The sequence below is a fragment of the Frankia sp. R82 genome (assembly GCF_023716925.1).
GTDB lineage: Bacteria > Actinomycetota > Actinomycetes > Frankiales > Frankiaceae > Frankia.
The window spans coordinates 1-17,326 of record NZ_JAMQQG010000094.1; the positions used below are offsets into that span (position 1 = coordinate 1).

10 protein-coding genes are annotated in these 17,326 nt (G+C 64.6%); 6 read left to right on the forward strand and 4 right to left on the reverse strand.

Annotation, left to right across the window (positions count from 1 at the left end; all coding sequences use genetic code 11):
• Positions 1-750: 750 nt before the first annotated feature.
• The 3 genes from ltrA to ND747_RS15465 all read left to right on the forward strand — a co-directional run bounded on the left by ltrA (position 751) and on the right by ND747_RS15465 (position 4,760).
• Entirely contained in the window at positions 751-2,130 is a 1,380-nt protein-coding gene (ltrA, locus tag ND747_RS15455) for a group II intron reverse transcriptase/maturase (protein WP_251734325.1), read from the forward strand.
• A 284-nt stretch (positions 2,131-2,414) separates the two neighbouring features.
• Positions 2,415-3,170 (forward strand): hypothetical protein, encoded by a 756-nt coding sequence (locus tag ND747_RS15460; RefSeq protein ID WP_251734326.1) that lies wholly within the window; start codon positions 2,415-2,417, stop codon positions 3,168-3,170.
• A 300-nt stretch (positions 3,171-3,470) separates the two neighbouring features.
• Positions 3,471-4,760: a hypothetical protein gene (locus ND747_RS15465; protein WP_251734327.1), complete on the forward strand. Its 1,290-nt coding sequence runs from the start codon at positions 3,471-3,473 to the stop codon at positions 4,758-4,760.
• Between the two features lie 287 nt (positions 4,761-5,047).
• On the opposite strand, the gene ND747_RS15470 is transcribed toward ND747_RS15465, so the two are convergent.
• Together ND747_RS15470 and ND747_RS15475 are read right to left on the reverse strand one after the other, a co-directional pair.
• The gene (locus tag ND747_RS15470) at positions 5,048-5,854 is read right to left on the reverse strand and encodes a hypothetical protein (RefSeq protein WP_251734328.1); all 807 of its coding nucleotides are present in this window, start codon (positions 5,852-5,854) and stop codon (positions 5,048-5,050) included.
• Positions 5,748-12,041: an ATP-binding protein gene (locus ND747_RS15475; RefSeq protein WP_251734329.1), complete on the reverse strand. Its 6,294-nt coding sequence runs from the start codon at positions 12,039-12,041 to the stop codon at positions 5,748-5,750. Before ND747_RS15475 ends, ND747_RS15470 begins: the two co-directional genes overlap by 107 nt.
• Before the next feature lie 303 nt (positions 12,042-12,344).
• Between ND747_RS15475 and ND747_RS15480 the strand changes: the two genes are divergently transcribed.
• On the forward strand, positions 12,345-13,586 hold the full coding sequence (locus ND747_RS15480; protein ID WP_251734330.1) for an IS256 family transposase: 1,242 nt from the start codon (positions 12,345-12,347) through the stop codon (positions 13,584-13,586).
• A gap of 626 nt (positions 13,587-14,212) precedes the next feature.
• On the opposite strand, the gene ND747_RS15485 is transcribed toward ND747_RS15480, so the two are convergent.
• Complete coding sequence (locus tag ND747_RS15485; RefSeq protein WP_251734331.1) at positions 14,213-15,115, reverse strand: hypothetical protein; 903 nt, start codon at positions 15,113-15,115, stop codon at positions 14,213-14,215.
• Between the two features lie 544 nt (positions 15,116-15,659).
• Here ND747_RS15485 and ND747_RS29805 point away from each other — a divergent pair.
• Together ND747_RS29805 and ND747_RS15495 are read left to right on the forward strand one after the other, a co-directional pair.
• Positions 15,660-16,526, forward strand: coding sequence for a restriction endonuclease (locus ND747_RS29805; protein ID WP_251734332.1), 867 nt, complete (start codon positions 15,660-15,662; stop codon positions 16,524-16,526).
• Positions 16,516-17,049, forward strand: a complete 534-nt coding sequence (locus tag ND747_RS15495; protein WP_251734333.1) for a restriction endonuclease — start codon at positions 16,516-16,518, stop codon at positions 17,047-17,049. The genes ND747_RS29805 and ND747_RS15495 overlap by 11 nt, the downstream gene beginning before the upstream one ends.
• Positions 17,050-17,093: 44 nt before the next feature.
• On the opposite strand, the gene ND747_RS15500 is transcribed toward ND747_RS15495, so the two are convergent.
• Positions 17,094-17,326 (reverse strand): hypothetical protein (locus ND747_RS15500; protein WP_251734334.1); only part of this gene is annotated, 233 nt, incomplete at its 5' end.

Sequence of the window (17,326 nt, forward strand, 5' to 3'; positions counted from 1 at the left end):
CGACACAGTGTGGATCAACCAGCCCATTCCAAGCCAACCGAGCGACGACCCACTGTCCCAGTTGACTTGACAACTACGTGCGCCGTGGAAAGCGCTGTTTGACCGAGTGAAGGTGAAAGACCTACACCGCACGCTCCGTCGCAGCGGGGTGAGCGTAGCTGGCGGCAGCCTGATCCGGGAGGTGCCGGGAACGGCGGGAGCAGCCGCGACAAAGCCGGGACGGCTCAGAACTGCCAGATGGGTCGGGTCCGGCGAGCGAGTCGCAGAGGTGTACGAGAGGAACCGGCGTTTACGCCCCGAAATGAGTCACCGGCTCTAACCTGGTGGATCTGGGCTGGATGCGGTGCGCACCCCACCCGCCCTAAAGGGGTGGGGAACTCCCGGGCAGGTTTTTAGCTGCAGGCCCGGGAGGCCGTGGTGAATGCCTGCGGCGTAACCACGGTGAAGCCGCCGGGGCAGAGTCGGGCGCCTCCTGCAACGAACGGTCAGCAGTGAACACGGGAACCGTTCTGGATCTGCCTTCGGGCCGCGTCGACAGTGCGACTCGGAGGCTGGGCCCACCGTCGGCCGATCGGTCTTGAACGGGGCGGAGCCGCCGTAGTACTCGGATCCGGGGAAAGCCCGGAACAGGGGGAAGGGCGGCAGCAGTGACGAGAAGGGAAGGAGACTGCAATGCCAGAAGACGTACTGCCGAATGGTAGTGCTCCGACCGTACCGGCCCCGTTGGGGCTCTCGGGTCGGGTACTGGAGATGCAGACCAAACTTCACCGTTGGGCGGTGGCCGAACCCGGCCGCCGGTTCGACGATCTGTTCAACTTCGTGCACGACCCGGCGACGCTGCTTGTGGCGTTTGAACGGGTCGCGAGCAATCAGGGAGCTCGGACGGCCGGCGTGGATGGTCTGACGGCCACCGACGTCGCGTCAGCCCCAGGATTCCTGACTGCTCTGCGTGCGGATCTGAAGTCCGGATCGTTCCGGCCGCTTCCGGTGAGGGAACGTAAGATCCCCAAGCCGGGCGGGGCCGGGAAGGTCAGGAGCCTTGGGATTCCCTCGGTTGCTGACCGCACGGTCCAGGCAGCGCTGAAACTGGTGCTGGAGCCCATCTTCGAGGCCGACTTCCTGCCGGTCTCCTATGGGTTCCGGCCCAAGCGGCGAGCTCAGGACGCGATCGCGGAGATCCAGCGCTTCGGTATCAAGGGCTACCACTGGGTGCTGGACGCTGACATCGAAGCGGCCTTCGACAACGTCTCGCACCGCGCCGTCATGGACGCGGTGCGGGTCCGTGTGAAGGACAAGCGTGTTCTGGCACTGGTGAAAGCGTTCCTCAAGGCGGGTATCCTCACCGAGGACGGCCAGCGCAGGGACACCCACACCGGCACACCGCAAGGCGGTATCCTTTCCCCGCTGATCTTCAATATCGCCCTGTCGGTGCTCGACGAGCACCTTCACCGTGATTGGAAGCCCGGCGGACGGATGGACGGCCAGTATCCGCGTAAGAAACGCCGTCGCCATGGCCTGCCCAACTGGCGAATTGTTCGCTACGCGGACGACTTCGCCGCCCTGGTGCACGGCACCGCCGACGACGCCCGCGCGCTCCAGCACGAAGTGGCCTCCGTGCTCGAACCATTGGGGTTGAAGCTCTCACCAGCCAAGACCCGAATCGTGCACATGGAGGACGGGTTCGATTTCCTCGGCTTCCGCATCCAACGGAAACGCAAGCGAGGAAGCGCAAAATGGTACGTATACTCCTTCATTGCAGAGCGACCTGTCCGTTCGGTGAAGGATAAGATCCGTGCCCTGACCCGCAGGACGTCACAGGCTAACCCCGCAGACGTGCTGATCCGGCTCAATCAGATCGTGCACGGCTGGACTAACTACTTCCGGCACGCTGTCGCAAAGCACACGTTCAGGATGCTGGGGATCTTCCTCTGGCGCCGGGTGATCATGTGGTTCAAGACACTGCACCGCTGGTCGTGGAAGGACATCCGTAAACGGCTCCTCGGCCCCCACGGGTCCTGGCTGCCGATCACGGTGGACGGAGTGGAACTAATCAACCCGGCGCGAACACCCGCGATCACGCGGTACCGCTACCGGGGCGACACCATCTCCACTCCCTGGGCGATCGCCTGACGAACAACCCACGGCAGGATCTGTGGAGAGCCCGGTACTCGGAAACGGGTACGCCGGGTTCGGCGAGCGGCCTGGAGAAACGGACCGGCGGCAACACCGGCACCGCGTTCCAGGCCGACTCAACCGCCCGGCTGCTTCCACCCGCCGGGGCGGCAGGCGGGACACAAGGTGCAGCCATTGACTGGTGGCTCCGGTTCCTGATCGACCCGGAGCCCTCGCCGGACCTGGCGGTGTGGAGCTGCTTGAGGGCCGGGCCAACCCTGTGGGCCCGAGCCGGGATGCAGATGCTGTACGCACTGGGTGGGGTCGACGACCAACTCACCCTGCACGCGATCGACCCGACGGTATGGCGAGACCGTCCCGACCCGTGGATGGCCCGGCTCTGTTACGCACTGGCGCTACTCGTCGAGCCCCTGCGCAACCCCGCCGCGCTGCTCGGATCACGGCTCATACAGCTCACGGAGGGCGCCGGCCCCCGCGACCTGGCGGCACTGGCCACCCCTGACGAGGTCACCGACCTGATCGCCATGCGAGACCTGGCCCGCGAAACCCTGCTACCCGCGCTGGCAGGCCAACCCGGCGAATCCGGACCCACGTTCGCCGGCAGCGAGGACCTCCACGCCTACGCCGACCTCATCGTCGACGGACTGTTGTTAGACATCAAGGCCGGCCAAGGCGGCAGCCCCCGCAAGGACGGCACACGGACCATGAGCCTGTCCCGCCCCGACCTCGACCAGCTGCTCGGCTACGCCCTGCTCGACTACCCCGACGAGTACGCCCTGCACTCCGTCGGCTACTACCTCGCCCGCTACGGCACGCTGATCACCTGGCCGCTGGTCGACTTGTGCGCCGAACTCGCGGGCCACCCGATCGCCCTGCCCGACGCCCACGCCGCGTTCCGCCAGGTCCTGCGGGAGGAGCTGCCCGCCTACTGGACTCGCATCGGCAGGCATGAAGCATCCCCGTCCAGCCCCGCCACCGGCGCAATCCAATTCGACCTCCCGCCTAAGCCCACCCGGAAGCACAGCTCGGCGATATGAGGCGTCCACGCCTGGACGAAACCCGCGAATGCTCTCGTTCCGAGACGCCGCATGCCGGCCACAGCGGCTCCCGCGGGAGTCCCGCGGGACTCCCGCGGATACTGGATCAATCTTGTCGCGACGGCGACGAGGGGCGACGGAGAGCGGGATCGAGCTATTGATCAAGATCATTTAGCGACACTAAATTGTCGCCTGACAATTTCTCGACAACTGAAGGGCAAGATTCAGGGGAGAAGGTTTGAACTCTGACCGAACATCTCCGTATATTTAGTCGAACAGGGATCGACTACGGAGGTATGTGTGAGGCGTCTAGATCCTAACGAGGCCAAGCAAAAGATGATCGAGTGTGGAGCCTGGCCGATTGCTCCGTTCGCGAATACGCAGGACAAGTGGCTGTGCGTCTGCATGACCTGCGGCGAGTTCGTCGAGCCAAGATATAACAACGTTGTCAACAAAGGGGCGGGTGGCTGCAGGCGGTGTGGCACTGTGAAAGCAATTAATCACCTCCGTCTCGACCCGGAGATGGCGAAGAAGGAGATGATTGAACGCGGCGTCTGGCCGATCGAGTCATTCGACAGGACATTGGCGCCGTGGCCCTCTGTCTGCATGGAGTGCGGTTCATTTATCTCTCCGACGTACGCCAATGTCGTGAGTCGTGGCCAGGGCGGGTGTAGGGAATGTGCTCGAAGGGATAGAGGTATCGATCCCGAAGTAGCCAAGAGCGAGATGATCAATAGTGGTGTCTGGCCGGTCGCCGATTTCGTTAACACGAGCGTTCCCTGGTTGTGTGTCTGCATGGTATGCGGTGAGTTTGTCAGGCCGAGATACAACTCGGTGGTACACAAGGGTAACGGTGGCTGCGAGAAGTGCGGACGTCGTGAAGTCAATCCGGAAGTCGCTAAGGCGACTATGATAGCGCATGGTATGTGGCCGGTCGCCCCGTTCCGCAGGACAGTAGATCCTTGGCTCTGCGTTTGTATGGAGTGCGGTGAGTTCATCATGCCTCGATATGCGGGAACAGCCCGCAGAGCTTCCGGTTGCAAGTTTTGTAAGGGCAAGGCAATAAATCCCGATACCGCGAAGAAGAAGATGATCGAGCGTGGCTATTGGCCGATTGTCGAGATCACTGCTTCCCACGTACCCTGTATGTCGATCTGCATGGGTTGTGGGGATGTAGTCACGCCACGCTATGACAGCGTGGTCAGCTCGGGGCAGGGGGGATGCCCTAACTGTTCCACGAGTGGATTCCGTGATACCGACCCTGCATTGATCTATCTCCTGATACGGGAAACGGTAGCGAAGATCGGTATCTGCAACATTGGCTCCCCGCGGCTTCAACAGCATGTTCGGAAAGGGTGGGATGTGTATGCCACATACGCCGTCAAAACTGGAGCTGAGGCGAGACTTGCGGAGAAGGTGACGCTTGAATGCTGGCGCGTTCGGGGAGTCGGCTGGGGCTTCGTTCTAGATCTGGATGGCGAGCGGTACGACGGGTACACTGAGACAGTTTCTCTTGTTCGCCGTGACGGTACCGAAACACCGATAAGGCTGCTTTGGCAGGACATCCTCGTCGCAGTTGAAGTCGGCTAATGGCCGCCGCGCTAGCGGATCCTTGATCCGACCCAGGCTGCGCCCATCTCGACGAAGCTTTACCTTCGCGAACACTCCGTTTGCCGGATCTACGGGTGCAGATAAGGCGCTAGCGGCACGTTTCGGATCCTTCTATTTGTACCCTAATATGGCCAGCAGTAAGGCGATTCGCGTGCATCATGCTGGATTTGGCCTAGCGAGCGCTGCAGTTCGAGGAAGAGCGTCCGGGTGGACAGGAGAGATTTGGTGTCGATGGAAGGCGCCAGAATCAATAGCAAATCAAGGTTCTATGGGGCGTCGGATTTTTTGGTTCCATCGACATCGCGATCAAGTTCATCTATGTCGCCGGGTGATTCATTATCGGTCGTGTAACTGGTCGCCTGCTCGATGATGGCTAGAATTTTTTCTAGATAAGATTTTCCAAGATTTGCTAGCGGATGCGTCGATATTTCGTCGAGGTCGAGCTGTATTGGCTTTAGATCGATCTTTTCTTCCAGCTCTCTAAGCCACTGCGGAATGAATTTTTCTGTGTGGTTTCTTTCGGTGACGGCTCGCTGGAGTAGTGAGAATTCCTGCGGAGTGAGTCGGTCTCCTACGGTATCCAGCCATTGCTGTTCGATCCCGGCCGTGTCGGAGCCTGCTACTAGATCAACCAGGCCGGCCAGAGTCCGATAATGTAGTTCTTGAAGCTGAGCAAGGGTGGTCTTGCGCTGCCATGAGCATTGGTCTTCGTCGAGGTCGGGCAGGCTGTCGAGTATCTCTGCGATCTTGGCTGCGCGAGGAGGTGGCCAACCTTCCGGCCATGTATCGCGGGCTTTCCACAGTTGAAGGATGGCTTCGCGGGCTTCGGCGGCCTTCGCGTCGGCATCCGCGGCGCCTGTTTCGCGCGCTCGGTCGGCGGCTTCGACGAGTCGCGCGGTGTGGTGCGCGAGCCAGCGAGTCAGGGTGTTGCTAGTGCGATCGGCGCCGAGTTCGGCAAGAATACGCTCACCCAGCTCCGCAGTTGAGTCCGCTGGCGGTGATGCGTCCGGTGGCGTCGATGAGGTAGATGCGGAAGTGTGGGGGATGGTGTCCCTCCGAGCGATGTCGCCCAATTTGGACCTCCACGATGAGGTGGGTGTTGGTGTCACTGAGGTAGCGCAGCAGTGTGTCTCGATCGACGCGGAGGCGGTATCCGGACGATGTGGTCGCTCGACTGTGTCTGGTCCCGGGCTCGCGGTCGGCCCACTGTTGGCTTTGCGCTATGACAGTGCCGTCGGAGGTTGTGAGCGTCTGGCTGGCCGAGTCGGGCGTCGAGCGAGTCGCCGCGCGGAAGCGGTGGCCGGGGAGCGGTAGGGCTTTAGAAATCTTTTTCGCGTATACGTCGTGATCGTCGATTACTGTTCCGGATTCCCGTGGATCTATCAGCCAGCCACGTAGCCGAAAGAGCTCGTGGTCGACTTCAAGATCACTCTGGTCCTCGTCGGGGAGCTTACCGTCGGAAGGCTCCGATCTGGCCGCGAGCGCTCGCTGAAGATCTTCAGCATAGGTTGGTGCGACCAGCGCTGACCAGACTCGGACGCTTTCGCGGCCGTTGGGAAACTGGAGATCTGTTTGGCCAGCGACGAGGACCGCACCCGGCAGATCGTCATCGTCGAGCTCAAGGGCCTGGTCGTAGTCGCCCGCGGTTGGAATGTCCCAGGTGTCACTCACCGGTCGGGTATCCCTGAACAGGTCGGACTCTACAGGAACGGCCGCGGCGAGATCAGCGAGCCACACGCCGGGTGAAGGTAGGTCACCCGCGAGCCACCGAGCCCACCCGTCGGAGTCCTCATCCCAAGGCCCAACGTGAACAGGGCGGCTATCAACGAGGCCACCTGCAGCCGCCATCATCGCGTGATACTCCAGGTATAGATGCAGCTTTTCCTCAGGAGGGATCGAGCCGTGCCGGTGGTTCATCCGCTCCCAGCTCCGCTCGTCACGGAGCTCGCGAACGTCGTACCACCAGTCGGACCGGCTTTGACCCCATCGGTCGACAATCCAGACCTCGGCGCGGTCAGCGACTATGTCGACGGAAACATTGAAGACCCGTGCGAGAGGGGTGAACCAGTAGGGCACGGTGTCCATGAGGTCGAAGTCATACCGGCGAGCCCGCGACGGGTCAAGGTGGTCACCTGAATGTTGCAGCTTGCGGTTGGTGGAACAGTGTGTGGGCTGGTTCGCGAGGCGAAGCAAGCCAAAGTTGGGGTCGTTCGGGTCCGTCAATGCTAGGGCCGTGAGCCGAGCTAGCTCGCGGATCTGCGCGTGTGGCCGCTCGGAGCTGGTGGCGTGACGCACGAAGTCAGCGCGGTGTGGTGTGAGCACGGCGGGGCGGTCGGTGGCGACGCGGTGCAGCGCGACGAGGAGCCCTACGGCGGCGGACATGTCGTAGAAGTGCAGGGTCGGATCGCGGAACTGTCCGGGGTCGGCGTGATCGAGGTATCGGACGAGGTCGGTGACCAGATGGGCGATGGCGCCAGGCGCGGAGTGCGTGAGGAGATCGCGAGTGGCATGTGCCGCGCGCCAGCGCATCTCGCGGCTTGGGTGTCCGAAGGCACTCCAGAGCAACGCTGGCACCGGTTCGGTGCTGCACGGCCGAACGAGCGGACGGCCTTCGGTAGCTGGAATGTGATCATCAAGGAGCCCGAGGAGCGCTTCGGTCGCATCGTGGGCGTTGCATAGCCGGCCGAGGAGGACGGCGACGTGCTGCCATCCCTGGGCGGCGAGCTGGGGCCGCATGTCAGGGATCGTTTGCAGCACCGCGTTCCGGATTGCTCCGTCGTCGGCCAGTCTCCGAAGGTGGCCGATCAGCTCGTCCAGGTCGTGCCACCAGATGAGGTGGGGCACGCAGCGTGCGACCAGCTGCGGCATTGCCGTCTCAACCCAGGCCCGCACCTCGGGCCAGCCGCGCCACTTCTCTACGCATGTGGCGACTGCCGCGATTGTGCTCGTGAGAACCGAGTCGGGTAGTTCCAGCGCGGCCCCGAGCGCGTCGGCTCGTTCGTCAGGCCGCGCTCTCTGCACGACCCGGATGACAAATCGGAGTAGATCTTCGCTGCGTGCGCTGACGCGATAGAGGGTGGCGACGTCGTCGGTGAGGGTCGCCCAGGTGCGAGTGTCCGCACCGTTGAGCAGGTTCTCAGCCTCGGGTGACGGTTCGTCGCCATACCAACGACGGCTGGCGTGCAGGCCGCGCTGATTCGGGTCGGACTCAAACGCGGCGATGCGCTCGAACTCCGTGCGGGTGATCGCGTCAAGAAGGTCGGCAGTTGGGGCCGCGAGGAACTGGCGGGCGAGCGCGGGCTGGTCGCGGGCAGGGACTCGGCAGCGAAGCCACCGTGCGACGCGTGCGAGCGTGCGACGCGCGTCGGCTGTGCCCGTGGCGCCCTCGCCGGCCATGCGCGCGGCGATGTCAAGTTGGTAGGTCAGCCGCACCCCATCAGTGTCGATGAGGTGGTCGAGCGCGAGTGCCTGCGACGCGGGAATCTCGCCGCTGTCGACGCTTCCTACGAGCGCGGCCGGCAAGGTGAACCCGAGCTGAACGTGATGCTGATCATCCCAGCGGCTCGCTGCGGCGAGTCCAACCGCCGGGTCCAGGCGAGCGGCTGCTGCGACGACGTCGGCATAGGGGATCACCGACGACTCGGTGACAAGCGGCGCGACTGCCTCTACAGCACCGATCAGTCGCGCCGATATCGCTGTGCGATTAGCTTCAGGGATTGCCTCGGCTTTCCTGGCCAGGTCGGCGTGTACCGCCAGGAGCCTGGCTGCGTCGTCGTTGATTCCTGTCGCGGCATCCACAGCGGCCTCAAACAGGGTCTTGCCGAGCGAAGGTGCGATGGGCGCGGCGATGCCGGCCGCGCGGGCAAGGAGATCCAACCGATTGGAGGCCGAGTGACTGTACTCGCGGGCGTGGTCGGCAGCGCGAGCGCAGAGATCGGCGGCGCGTTCGGCGGCATCGCGTTTCGTGAGTAGCTCTGCGAGATCAAGCCAGAAGTCAGGGGCGGCACTGCGGATCAGTTTGGGTGCTGCTTCGGCGAGGCGATCGAGCACATCGTCGAGATTCCCGATGTCCAGTGCGGCCTCCGCCGCGAGCATCGCCCATGCACGATAGGACCGGTCATGAGTGAACCAGCGGTGGCCTGCCTCGTCCAGGCGCGATGCGAGTTCGCCGTCGATCAGCTCCGTTAGCTCGTTGGGCGTCGCGCTGCCAAGGCTCGCGCGCGTCGCTACAAGCGCAACGTCCAGTACGGGAGCAACTTTCTTGATCCACTCGTCGCGCCGGTGGGTCCGCGCGTCATCGACTGCTTCGTCCTCGCGCAGCTGAAGGAATGCCGGAATCAGATCGTTGATCGAGAGAGTCGCTCCGGTCAACGCCGCGCCGATCGCGTGGCACCGTAGATGCGCTGTCCCGTCAGGACCCGCCTGGGCGAATCCTCGCTGGAACGACGACAGTTCGTGCGCCCAATGCCGGGCCAGTCTCGCGGCGGCGGCCCGATCGCCGAACCGAACAGCGGCAGTCAGCATGCCCAGATGCCACGACGCCAGCTCTCCCGGCTGCACGGTCAGTAGAGCGTTCGTCACCTCGTCGATCCAGCCTGAGTCGACGGGCTTTCCCGCTTCGACGAGGGAGGCGATGGCCGGGCCGTGCGCGGCTGCTGGGACCCTGTTGCCACGGAGCGCCGCTCGTACCTGATCGGGTGCAAGCTCGCCCGCGATCCGTGCGGCCAGTTCTGCCGATGCTTCCAGAGCGGTGGCGGCAGGCCGCCACCGCTTCAGGTCCTTGATGGCAGCGTCGAGACCGTCCAGGCGGTACCGCGCTTCAGCCGCGCTCGCGATGTCGTCGGTCCCGACGGTCCAGTGCGCTGTCTCGTCGTCGCGGCCGGCGTTCCATCGCCGATTCCAGCCGTCCGCCATATCCAGGGCGGCACGGGCCGCAGTGCGCCGCCTCTTGTCGCGGGACATCGCCGCCGCGAGACGCATCCAGACAGGACCAAACCACTCCGGAGGCTGCTGGCGTAGAACCTGGTCTTGGAGCAGCTCGATGTCGGCGTACCGAGCGACGAGGTCAAGCCGTCTTTCCAACAAACGGGACAGCACGTCTGCCCGCGACGCGGCGTCGCACCCGCGAGCCGCGAGCCGGACCGCAGCCGCGGCGCTTCCTCTTGCAGCAGCCGCCCTCGCCGCAAGGTCCAACCGTCGTCCCTGTACAGCCTGGCGGCGAATTCCGTCGGCGATGCCCGCGGGCGACTGCTCGGTCAGGACGAGGTGCAGCAGGTCGTCGAGCCGACCGACAGTGTGAAGATGGTCGGCGATCTGGGCGGCAGCGTCCGCATCGCTCGTTCGTGTTGCCCAGAAGAGATCCGCGAGCCGCGCGTGCGCCGCCGCCAGATCAGCTGGGGGTACACGGTCCCGGACGTAGGTCTCGAAATCGTCGTCACGGAACTCGATGGCGCTGTCGGACAGCGTCACCCCCGGAGCTAGCCCTTCCGCGAACCTCCCAACCGCTGTGCGGTCCACGTCCAGTGCCGACGCGAGCAGGTCTATCCTCACCGGCCGAGCGAGCGCCAGCAGCATCGCGAGCCATTGCCGCCCTCCCGCGTCGGACTGACCGACCTGCAACGCGGACTTGATGAGGTCGGCGAACAAGGCCTCTGGGGTCCGCGCACACTTGTCCAGAAGGGTCGCCATGTCTGCGCCGTTCTTCTCGGCCCAGTCCAAGGCGTAGTACTGCGCGCGGGGGTTTCCTCCGGTCCTGTCGTGGAAGCTAGTGACGTCCTCATCGGACGCATCGGGTCGGTGCTGCCTCAGATGCGCTGCGGACGTGGCGGCGTCGAACGACGGGAGATCGAACAACGAGAGCTCAAGTGAGCTAACGGCATCGGTCCGTAGCGACGCCAGTCGATGGCTGCGAGCTGTCAGGACCACGCTGACTCTCTCCGGCAGCTGCAGCGTCGCCAAGTCGGCAACGAAGCCCCGATCGCCACGCCGTCCTGCAGCGAACTCGGCGTTGTCCGCGGCGTCCACGGCCAAGACGAGCATGCCGCCCTGAGCGAGAGTCGCTGCCGCACCCGTGAGCGTCCGTGTCAACAACCGCCATAGCTCCGGCTCGCCCGATGGTGCTTGGACGATCGGCGAGGTTCCGCATCGGTGCGCAAGTTCGTTGATCACCTGGGTCACGAAGCGCTTGAGTGTATGCCGCTCCTCGCCCGCGTTGAGATAGGAACCGGCGCCGTAGCAGTCGAACAGCACTACCACCGAACCGGCGGGCAGATGCGCCTCCAACTGCCGCAGCGTGGTGGTCTTCCCCGCCCCAGCAGGGCCGGACGCGATAAGCAGCGTGCTGGGATGTCCCGTGACGGCGTCCGCCAGGTCCTTCGCCCCAGGGACGGGCAGCATCTGGCGAATCTCAGGCAGCCGCGGGGGCGCAGGATACAGGTCGACCAGCTCAGGCGCTGCAAGCTCGGCCAGAACATCGGCGGCTTTCAGACCACCTCGCCCTCCGTGGGGCAGTGCTTCCTGCCGAACGAGATGGAACAAGCTCAGGGCCGGATCGGAACCGCGGCCTGGCGTCAGCTCGACCGCGCCGACCCGAACCGCCCGCGCAAACGCATGTCGATCGAGCGTTCCGGTCTGCGACAGGTCGAGCGCAGTCACGAAACCGCAGAACGCAGTACTTCCCAACCGGGGCTTGACCGCTGCCGCCAACTTGTTCACAACGTCGGCATGCGCAGAGCTCAGCGTTCGACGTAGGTCGGCCAGCTGTGTCCGACGGCCGCCGCGAGAACGAACAGCCTCCGCAGCCGCCGCGATGCTCGCCACGAGCAGCGGATCGGCGGGCTGATTGGTTACGAGCGCGATCTTCACCTTCCTCGCGCTCTCCACGCCATGGTCAGCCAGCACCTTCCGATAGGCATCCGCAAGATCTGCGATCACCGATCGTCCCGAATCAAGTGCATTCTGGGGCTGCTTCTTGCGGTCACGCTTCTCGCAGATCCGCGCCACCGTCCATTCGCGGTCGGGATGCCGGGTGCTGTACTTCAACTGCGACAGCACCACCAACTCGGCCGTCGCGAACCTTTCACCGCCGAAGTACTCGCCAACGTCCACGGTCTCGTACGACTCGTCTGGGTCGTCGACCCGGGCCAGTCCTTCCAACGTGACCAAGCTCAGGCGGGTGCCCGGCGCGACGAGCGCAAGTGCACGGCTGGCGGCCCACCAGAAGTGGAAGTCGTCCCCAGCGTTGGACTCCGACGCACCCATGCGATCCGCTTCGCCTCCCCATCGGCAGCCCGGAGCGCCGACCAGATCAAGGGTAGTGACAGCCCAGAAGGATCGACTCCCGCACCTCGTCTTCTGCTGCCCCGGTGGCCGGTGCGGTCGCCATCAAGCAGCTTGATGGCGACCGGTGATCGGGTCCTCTCTGGCCGGGAGTGGAGTCCACGCACGTGGTGTACGGATCGTGATCGTCTAGCGACTCGCCGGAGTGGCGGTCCGTGACGTAGAGCGACCACCGCGTGATCCTCGTTCGAGAACGACCAAGGACTCGATGAGGAGGAAAACGCGATGGCCGTGCGTCCGACTGTGACCGATGCCGAGGGGTTCGGCAAGGAACTGCTGGCTGCGAGTCCGGATCTGCTGGGCTCTATGGTGAAGGCGTTCGCGGAGGCGTTGATGGGCGCCGAGGCGGACGGGCTCTGCGGCGCCGAGTACGGGGAGATATCACCGGATCGGACGAATCGCCGGAATGGGTACCGGACGCGGGAGTGGGATACTCGGGCGGGGACGATTGATCTGGCGATTCCGAAGCTGCGGACCGGATCGTACTTCCCGGAATGGCTGCTGACGCGTCGTCGGCGGGCGGAGCAGGCGCTGATCTCGGTCGTCGCGACGTCCTATCTGCTCTGGGTGTCCACCCGCCGTGTCGACAAGCTGGTCGAGCAGCTCGGGGTGGCACATATCTCGAAGTCACAGGTGTCCGAGTTGGCGAAGCATCTCGATGGCCAGGTCGAGGCGTTCCGGTCGAGGCCGTTGGATGCTGGTCCGTACCGGTTCGTGCAGGCCGACGCGTTGACGATGAAGGTCCGGGAGGGCGGGCGGGTCGTCAACGTGCACTGCCTGCTCGCGGTCGGGGTCAACGGCGACGGACGTCGGGAGATCCTCGGCCTGGACGTCGTGAGCAGTGAGGACGGGGCCGGCTGGCTGGCGTTCTTCCGCGGCCTGGTCGCCCGCGGCCTGTCCGGGGTCCGTCTGGTCACCTCGGACGCGCACCGCGGCCTGGTCAACGCGATCGGAGCGACGCTGCCGGGCGCTTCGTGGCAGAGGTGCCGGACTCACTACCTGCGAGATTTGCTGGTGCTCACACCGAAATCGTCGCAGCCGTGGGTTGCCACAGTCGTGCGAACGATTTTCGATCAGGCTGACGCGAACGAGGTCGCCGTCCAGTTCGACCGGGTCGTCGAGGGGCTTTCCGAGAAACTGCCTCGTGCCGCGGAACACCTGTCCGAGGCGAAGGGTGATCTGCTCGCGTTCACCGCCTACCCGCGGGAGATCTGGCGGCAGATCTGGTCCTCGAACCCGCAGGAGCGCCTGAACAAGGAAATCAGGCGACGTACCGACGTCGTGGGTATCTTTCCTGACCGTGGGGCGATCATACGTCTCGTCGGCGCGGTTCTCGCCGAGCAGCACGACGAGTGGATCGAAACCCACCGCTATTTCGGTGTGGAGATTCTTGCCAAGGTCGACGCCGCAAACAACCGGCCCGACACGCTCGAAATCAGCGTGACACCTGAACCCTTGGCCGCATAACCTTCAACCAGGATCACGCGGGGTCACCCTCCGTACACCACGCCACTGGACGTGACCCTGGCCGGGTCGAGGACGGTCCATGCGTGCCTATGTGAAGAACTGGGTCGGGAGGCCGCCGGGGCGTTGCAGGAGCCCGCGGACAACGACGATCAGTTCGTCGTCCGGGGTGGTGGCCGCGACCTGGAAGTCGGCGATGCGCACGGTGGGTAGCCAGCCGTGCTGGGGTGGGACGAGGTCGGCGAGCGCGTCACGGAAGGCGCGTTGCTGGTGTCGTCCGCCGGGGCCGGGGAACAGCGGCGGGCATGGCCTGGCGAATCCACCTCCGGGTTCCCGGCTGGTGAGTTCCTGTGACCGTTGCAGCCAGAGGTGGGGGTCGTAGCCGAGGGTGATGTCGGTGGGGTAGTGCGGGCAGGTTGCGGCGCGGGCGGCGGTGAAGTGCTGGCGTTCGTCGATCTCTACGGCCTGCTGGCTGCCGTCGGGGGAGCGGGCACCCGGCAGCTGTGGCTACAGAAGAGGGCTGGCCGCTCACAGGATGACACGTCTCCCGGCCCATAGACCGCAGCATCAGTAATCGTTCCCGGTGAGCGGTCGGCTGCGATCGCACCGTCCCCGACCGTGACGGTGCGCTATGACGGCTGGGTGTTTCCGTGATGATCCATCGCATTCTGCTGGGCATTGGAGGCCGAGCTGGTCGGTGGGCGAGCTGCCGCAGCTGGCCGGGCCAAGTTCTGAAGCAGAGCCATGACTTCAGGGGAGAAGCCTGGTGCCGTTCTCGGTGACCGAGGAGGCTCTCTCGGAGGTGGAGGAGGGGGTTGAGGAGGCTTCCCCTCCGGGTAGTCGAGCCGGTCCACATCGATCCAGTAGGTGTTACGCAGCTTCATCACGTCGAAGTCCTGGCCGTGCATCGCCCGCTCCACTGTCAGTAGACCGGCAGCCTCCAATTCCTGCCGTGCCCGGGTCCAGGTGTCATCGGACAGGCCGTAGCGCCCCTTGTCTGGTCCAGCAATCCACGGCGGATTGTCTGGGTTGCGTCCGCCCTGCATCTCCAGCACGACCAGCAGCAGCGCGATGGCCGTCGCCGATAGCTTGGTGATCCATTCCTCCGACCAGAAGCCCAGCGGCATCCGCACGTAACGCCCGCTGCCCCGCCAGGAGTACTCCTTGCCGTCGCCCATCGGGCTGAGCAGCTTCACGGTCGGGGCTCCGCCGCGGTGGCGCGTCAGCTCGACGAGCTTCTCGTCGCGGAGCCAGTCCAGCGCGTCGCCAATCCGGCGTGCGCCGTTGGTAGGTGGTTCTGGAAGGGCCAAGGCCCGCGCCCAGGCGCGCGTACTGATGTCCCGGATGCTGTACGGGCGCTGGACGGCGACCAGGGTCAGGCACAGATAGAGCTTCAGGCGGACTTCGCCGCCCCGGCCGCCGCGGATGAGTCGGGACAGCGGAGGCGCTCCGGTGCTCGGGTCACGCACAAAGCCGATAGGGAACTGGACGCCTGTGTGGCGGCTCGACCGTGTGACCAGCCGCTGAAGCAACTGCCTGGACTCCGGGCCCGGGGAGGTCGCGGGAGTAGCCATCAAGATCTATTCACCTTTGTAGCGGGGACACTAGGGGTATCGCAGTTGTGGCAGTTCAGGCCGTCCGGGGGTCCTCTTCCTCTATAAGTCCCAGCTGCAAAGGTAGTTCGTCCGGGGCTACAAGCCAATGCATGACATGCTACAAAGGAATAGAGATCTCTGAACAAGCGCTCTCTATAACCGCCACAAAGGTAATTGTGGGGCTTTGACCTGCGGCTTTGCCGATTGGCATGGTGATCGCACGGCGCCGCTGCTCCTTCCGGAGACGAGGGGCCGATCATCATCCGCTGCTGCGAGGCGTCCTCTGGCCTCCGTCAGACTGCCAATCGGGAGGACCGGCCCTATGGATCTTCGTGAGCGCCGCGGCGTTCCCCGCCGCCGACGCCTGCGTCCGGATGGCGCGGCCTTCCGACGACCTCATGGCGCAACGCCCCGCCAGAGGAACAGACCTGTCAGGAGGCCCACGCCTTGGCCGTACGATCGCCTCGTGCCGCAGTGCCTCGTGATCGCCCCGAACTACGCCGACCTGTCGGAGCTCCGGGTGGTCGCGGCCGAGACAGAGCTCTTGGTGACAACGTCGACGCAGCTACTCGCCGGGGCACAGCTGGTTACTGTGCCGCTCGACGACTTCGACTTCGCCGTGGCCGTGCTGCCAGCGACCGGGGCGGACGGGACGCCGGCATCGGTTCCGCCGGCGATCTACGTCGAGCTCGGGGTAGTCCTCGGCCGGGGCCTGCCTCTGCTTGTCTTGGCTGAAAACCCTGAGGACGAGCTGCCGGGCTTCGGCGGAGTTGCGGGCGACGTCTGGGTGATCGCAGGTGCCATCGACGAGGCCAGCCTCCGTCTCAATCTGGATCTGTTCGACAAAGTGACGGGTCTGCGTCGGCGGACTGGTGGCCACGGTCCTATGGGCAAGCCGCCGGTGCTCGTACCGGGCTCGGCACTTCGGGGACAGCTGAGGGCGGCGGCAGGGCAGCTGGAACGGGAAGTATTTGAGCTCCTCAAGGCTGACGGTGCCCTCGTCGAAGAAGCAGCGGATCTTGGACGTGATACCGCTGTCGACGCCGCTGCGGTCCTGCCTGGCGTGGGTGGGGCGCTCGGCCCAGTGCTCGTCCAGGTGAAGGCGCTACAAGGCCGCGATCTTTCGCGAGCAGTCCGGGACCTCGCCCGAGCCGTGTCGGAGCGAGGGGCGTCTCTCGGCGTGGTGGTCTACGACGGTCCGAGGCAGCAGCCGCGGACGCCCGCCGACATACCGATCGTTGTCTTGCACGTCGACGATCTGCGTCAGCGTGTCGAGCAGCACACGCTAGGGCGCCAGCTTGTTGAGGCCCGCAACTACTTCATCCACGGGCCACGCGGTGACATTTGACGCCGCGGTGATCCACCGCCTCCTGGCAGACGCACGCAGCGCTCCGACTTCCGACGCGAAGGGCAAGCTCTACGAGGAGCTGACCAGGTACCTGTTCGAGACGGTGCCAGGCTGCATCGCGGAGTCCAACACCACCAACATCTTTCGTACTGAGCAGATCGACGTGGCGGTCGGCAACGGCAAGCTGGCGGATGGTCTGTGGCTCCTACCAGATGTGATCATCGTGGAGTGCAAGGATTGGGAAGATCCGGTCGACAGCAAGACGGTCGGCTACTTCATGAACATCCTCGCTGGCCGCGGCGCCGGGCTGGGGATCTTGGTTGCCGCCAACGGCATCACGGGTAGCCCTGAGGAGATGACCAACGCCCATGCCCTCGGGCTGCACGGTGCGCCCAGAGGTCTCAAGGTCATCGTCGTCACCACCGAGGAGATAGCCACTCTGAGGACCGTCGTGGAGTTGGTGGACCTACTGCACCGCCGTTACCTCAAGGCGTTCGCCACCGGAGCAGTGGGGGTTCCGTAACCAGCCTGCCACCCACGTCCGGACAGTTCGCGGCCCAGATTTCTCTACCACCTCTCGTCATCTAGATCGGGCGCGAAAGCAGCCTCGATTTCCATGCGCATATCAATCTCCACACGCAGCATAGTGTCGGTTGCATCCAGGAAGTTGGCGGCCCCGGTCATCGCCTCGTGGAACCGGCGCAGGTGCAGGCGGTCAAGGCCCAGGGTCCCGGCAAGTTTGCTGAGGCGCAGGTAGTGGGTCAGGTCTGGTGTTTCTGGTGGGGCCGTGTAGCGGGATG

Coding starts and splice junctions, on each gene's coding strand:
- ND747_RS15480 (WP_251734330.1), top strand. CDS start 12,345: ATGGCCGTGCGTCCGACTGTGACCGATGCCGAGGGGTTCGGCAAGGAA.
- ltrA (WP_251734325.1), top strand. CDS start 751: ATGCAGACCAAACTTCACCGTTGGGCGGTGGCCGAACCCGGCCGCCGG.
- ND747_RS15460 (WP_251734326.1), top strand. CDS start 2,415: ATGCTGTACGCACTGGGTGGGGTCGACGACCAACTCACCCTGCACGCG.
- ND747_RS15475 (WP_251734329.1), bottom strand. CDS start 12,041: ATGGGTGCGTCGGAGTCCAACGCTGGGGACGACTTCCACTTCTGGTGG.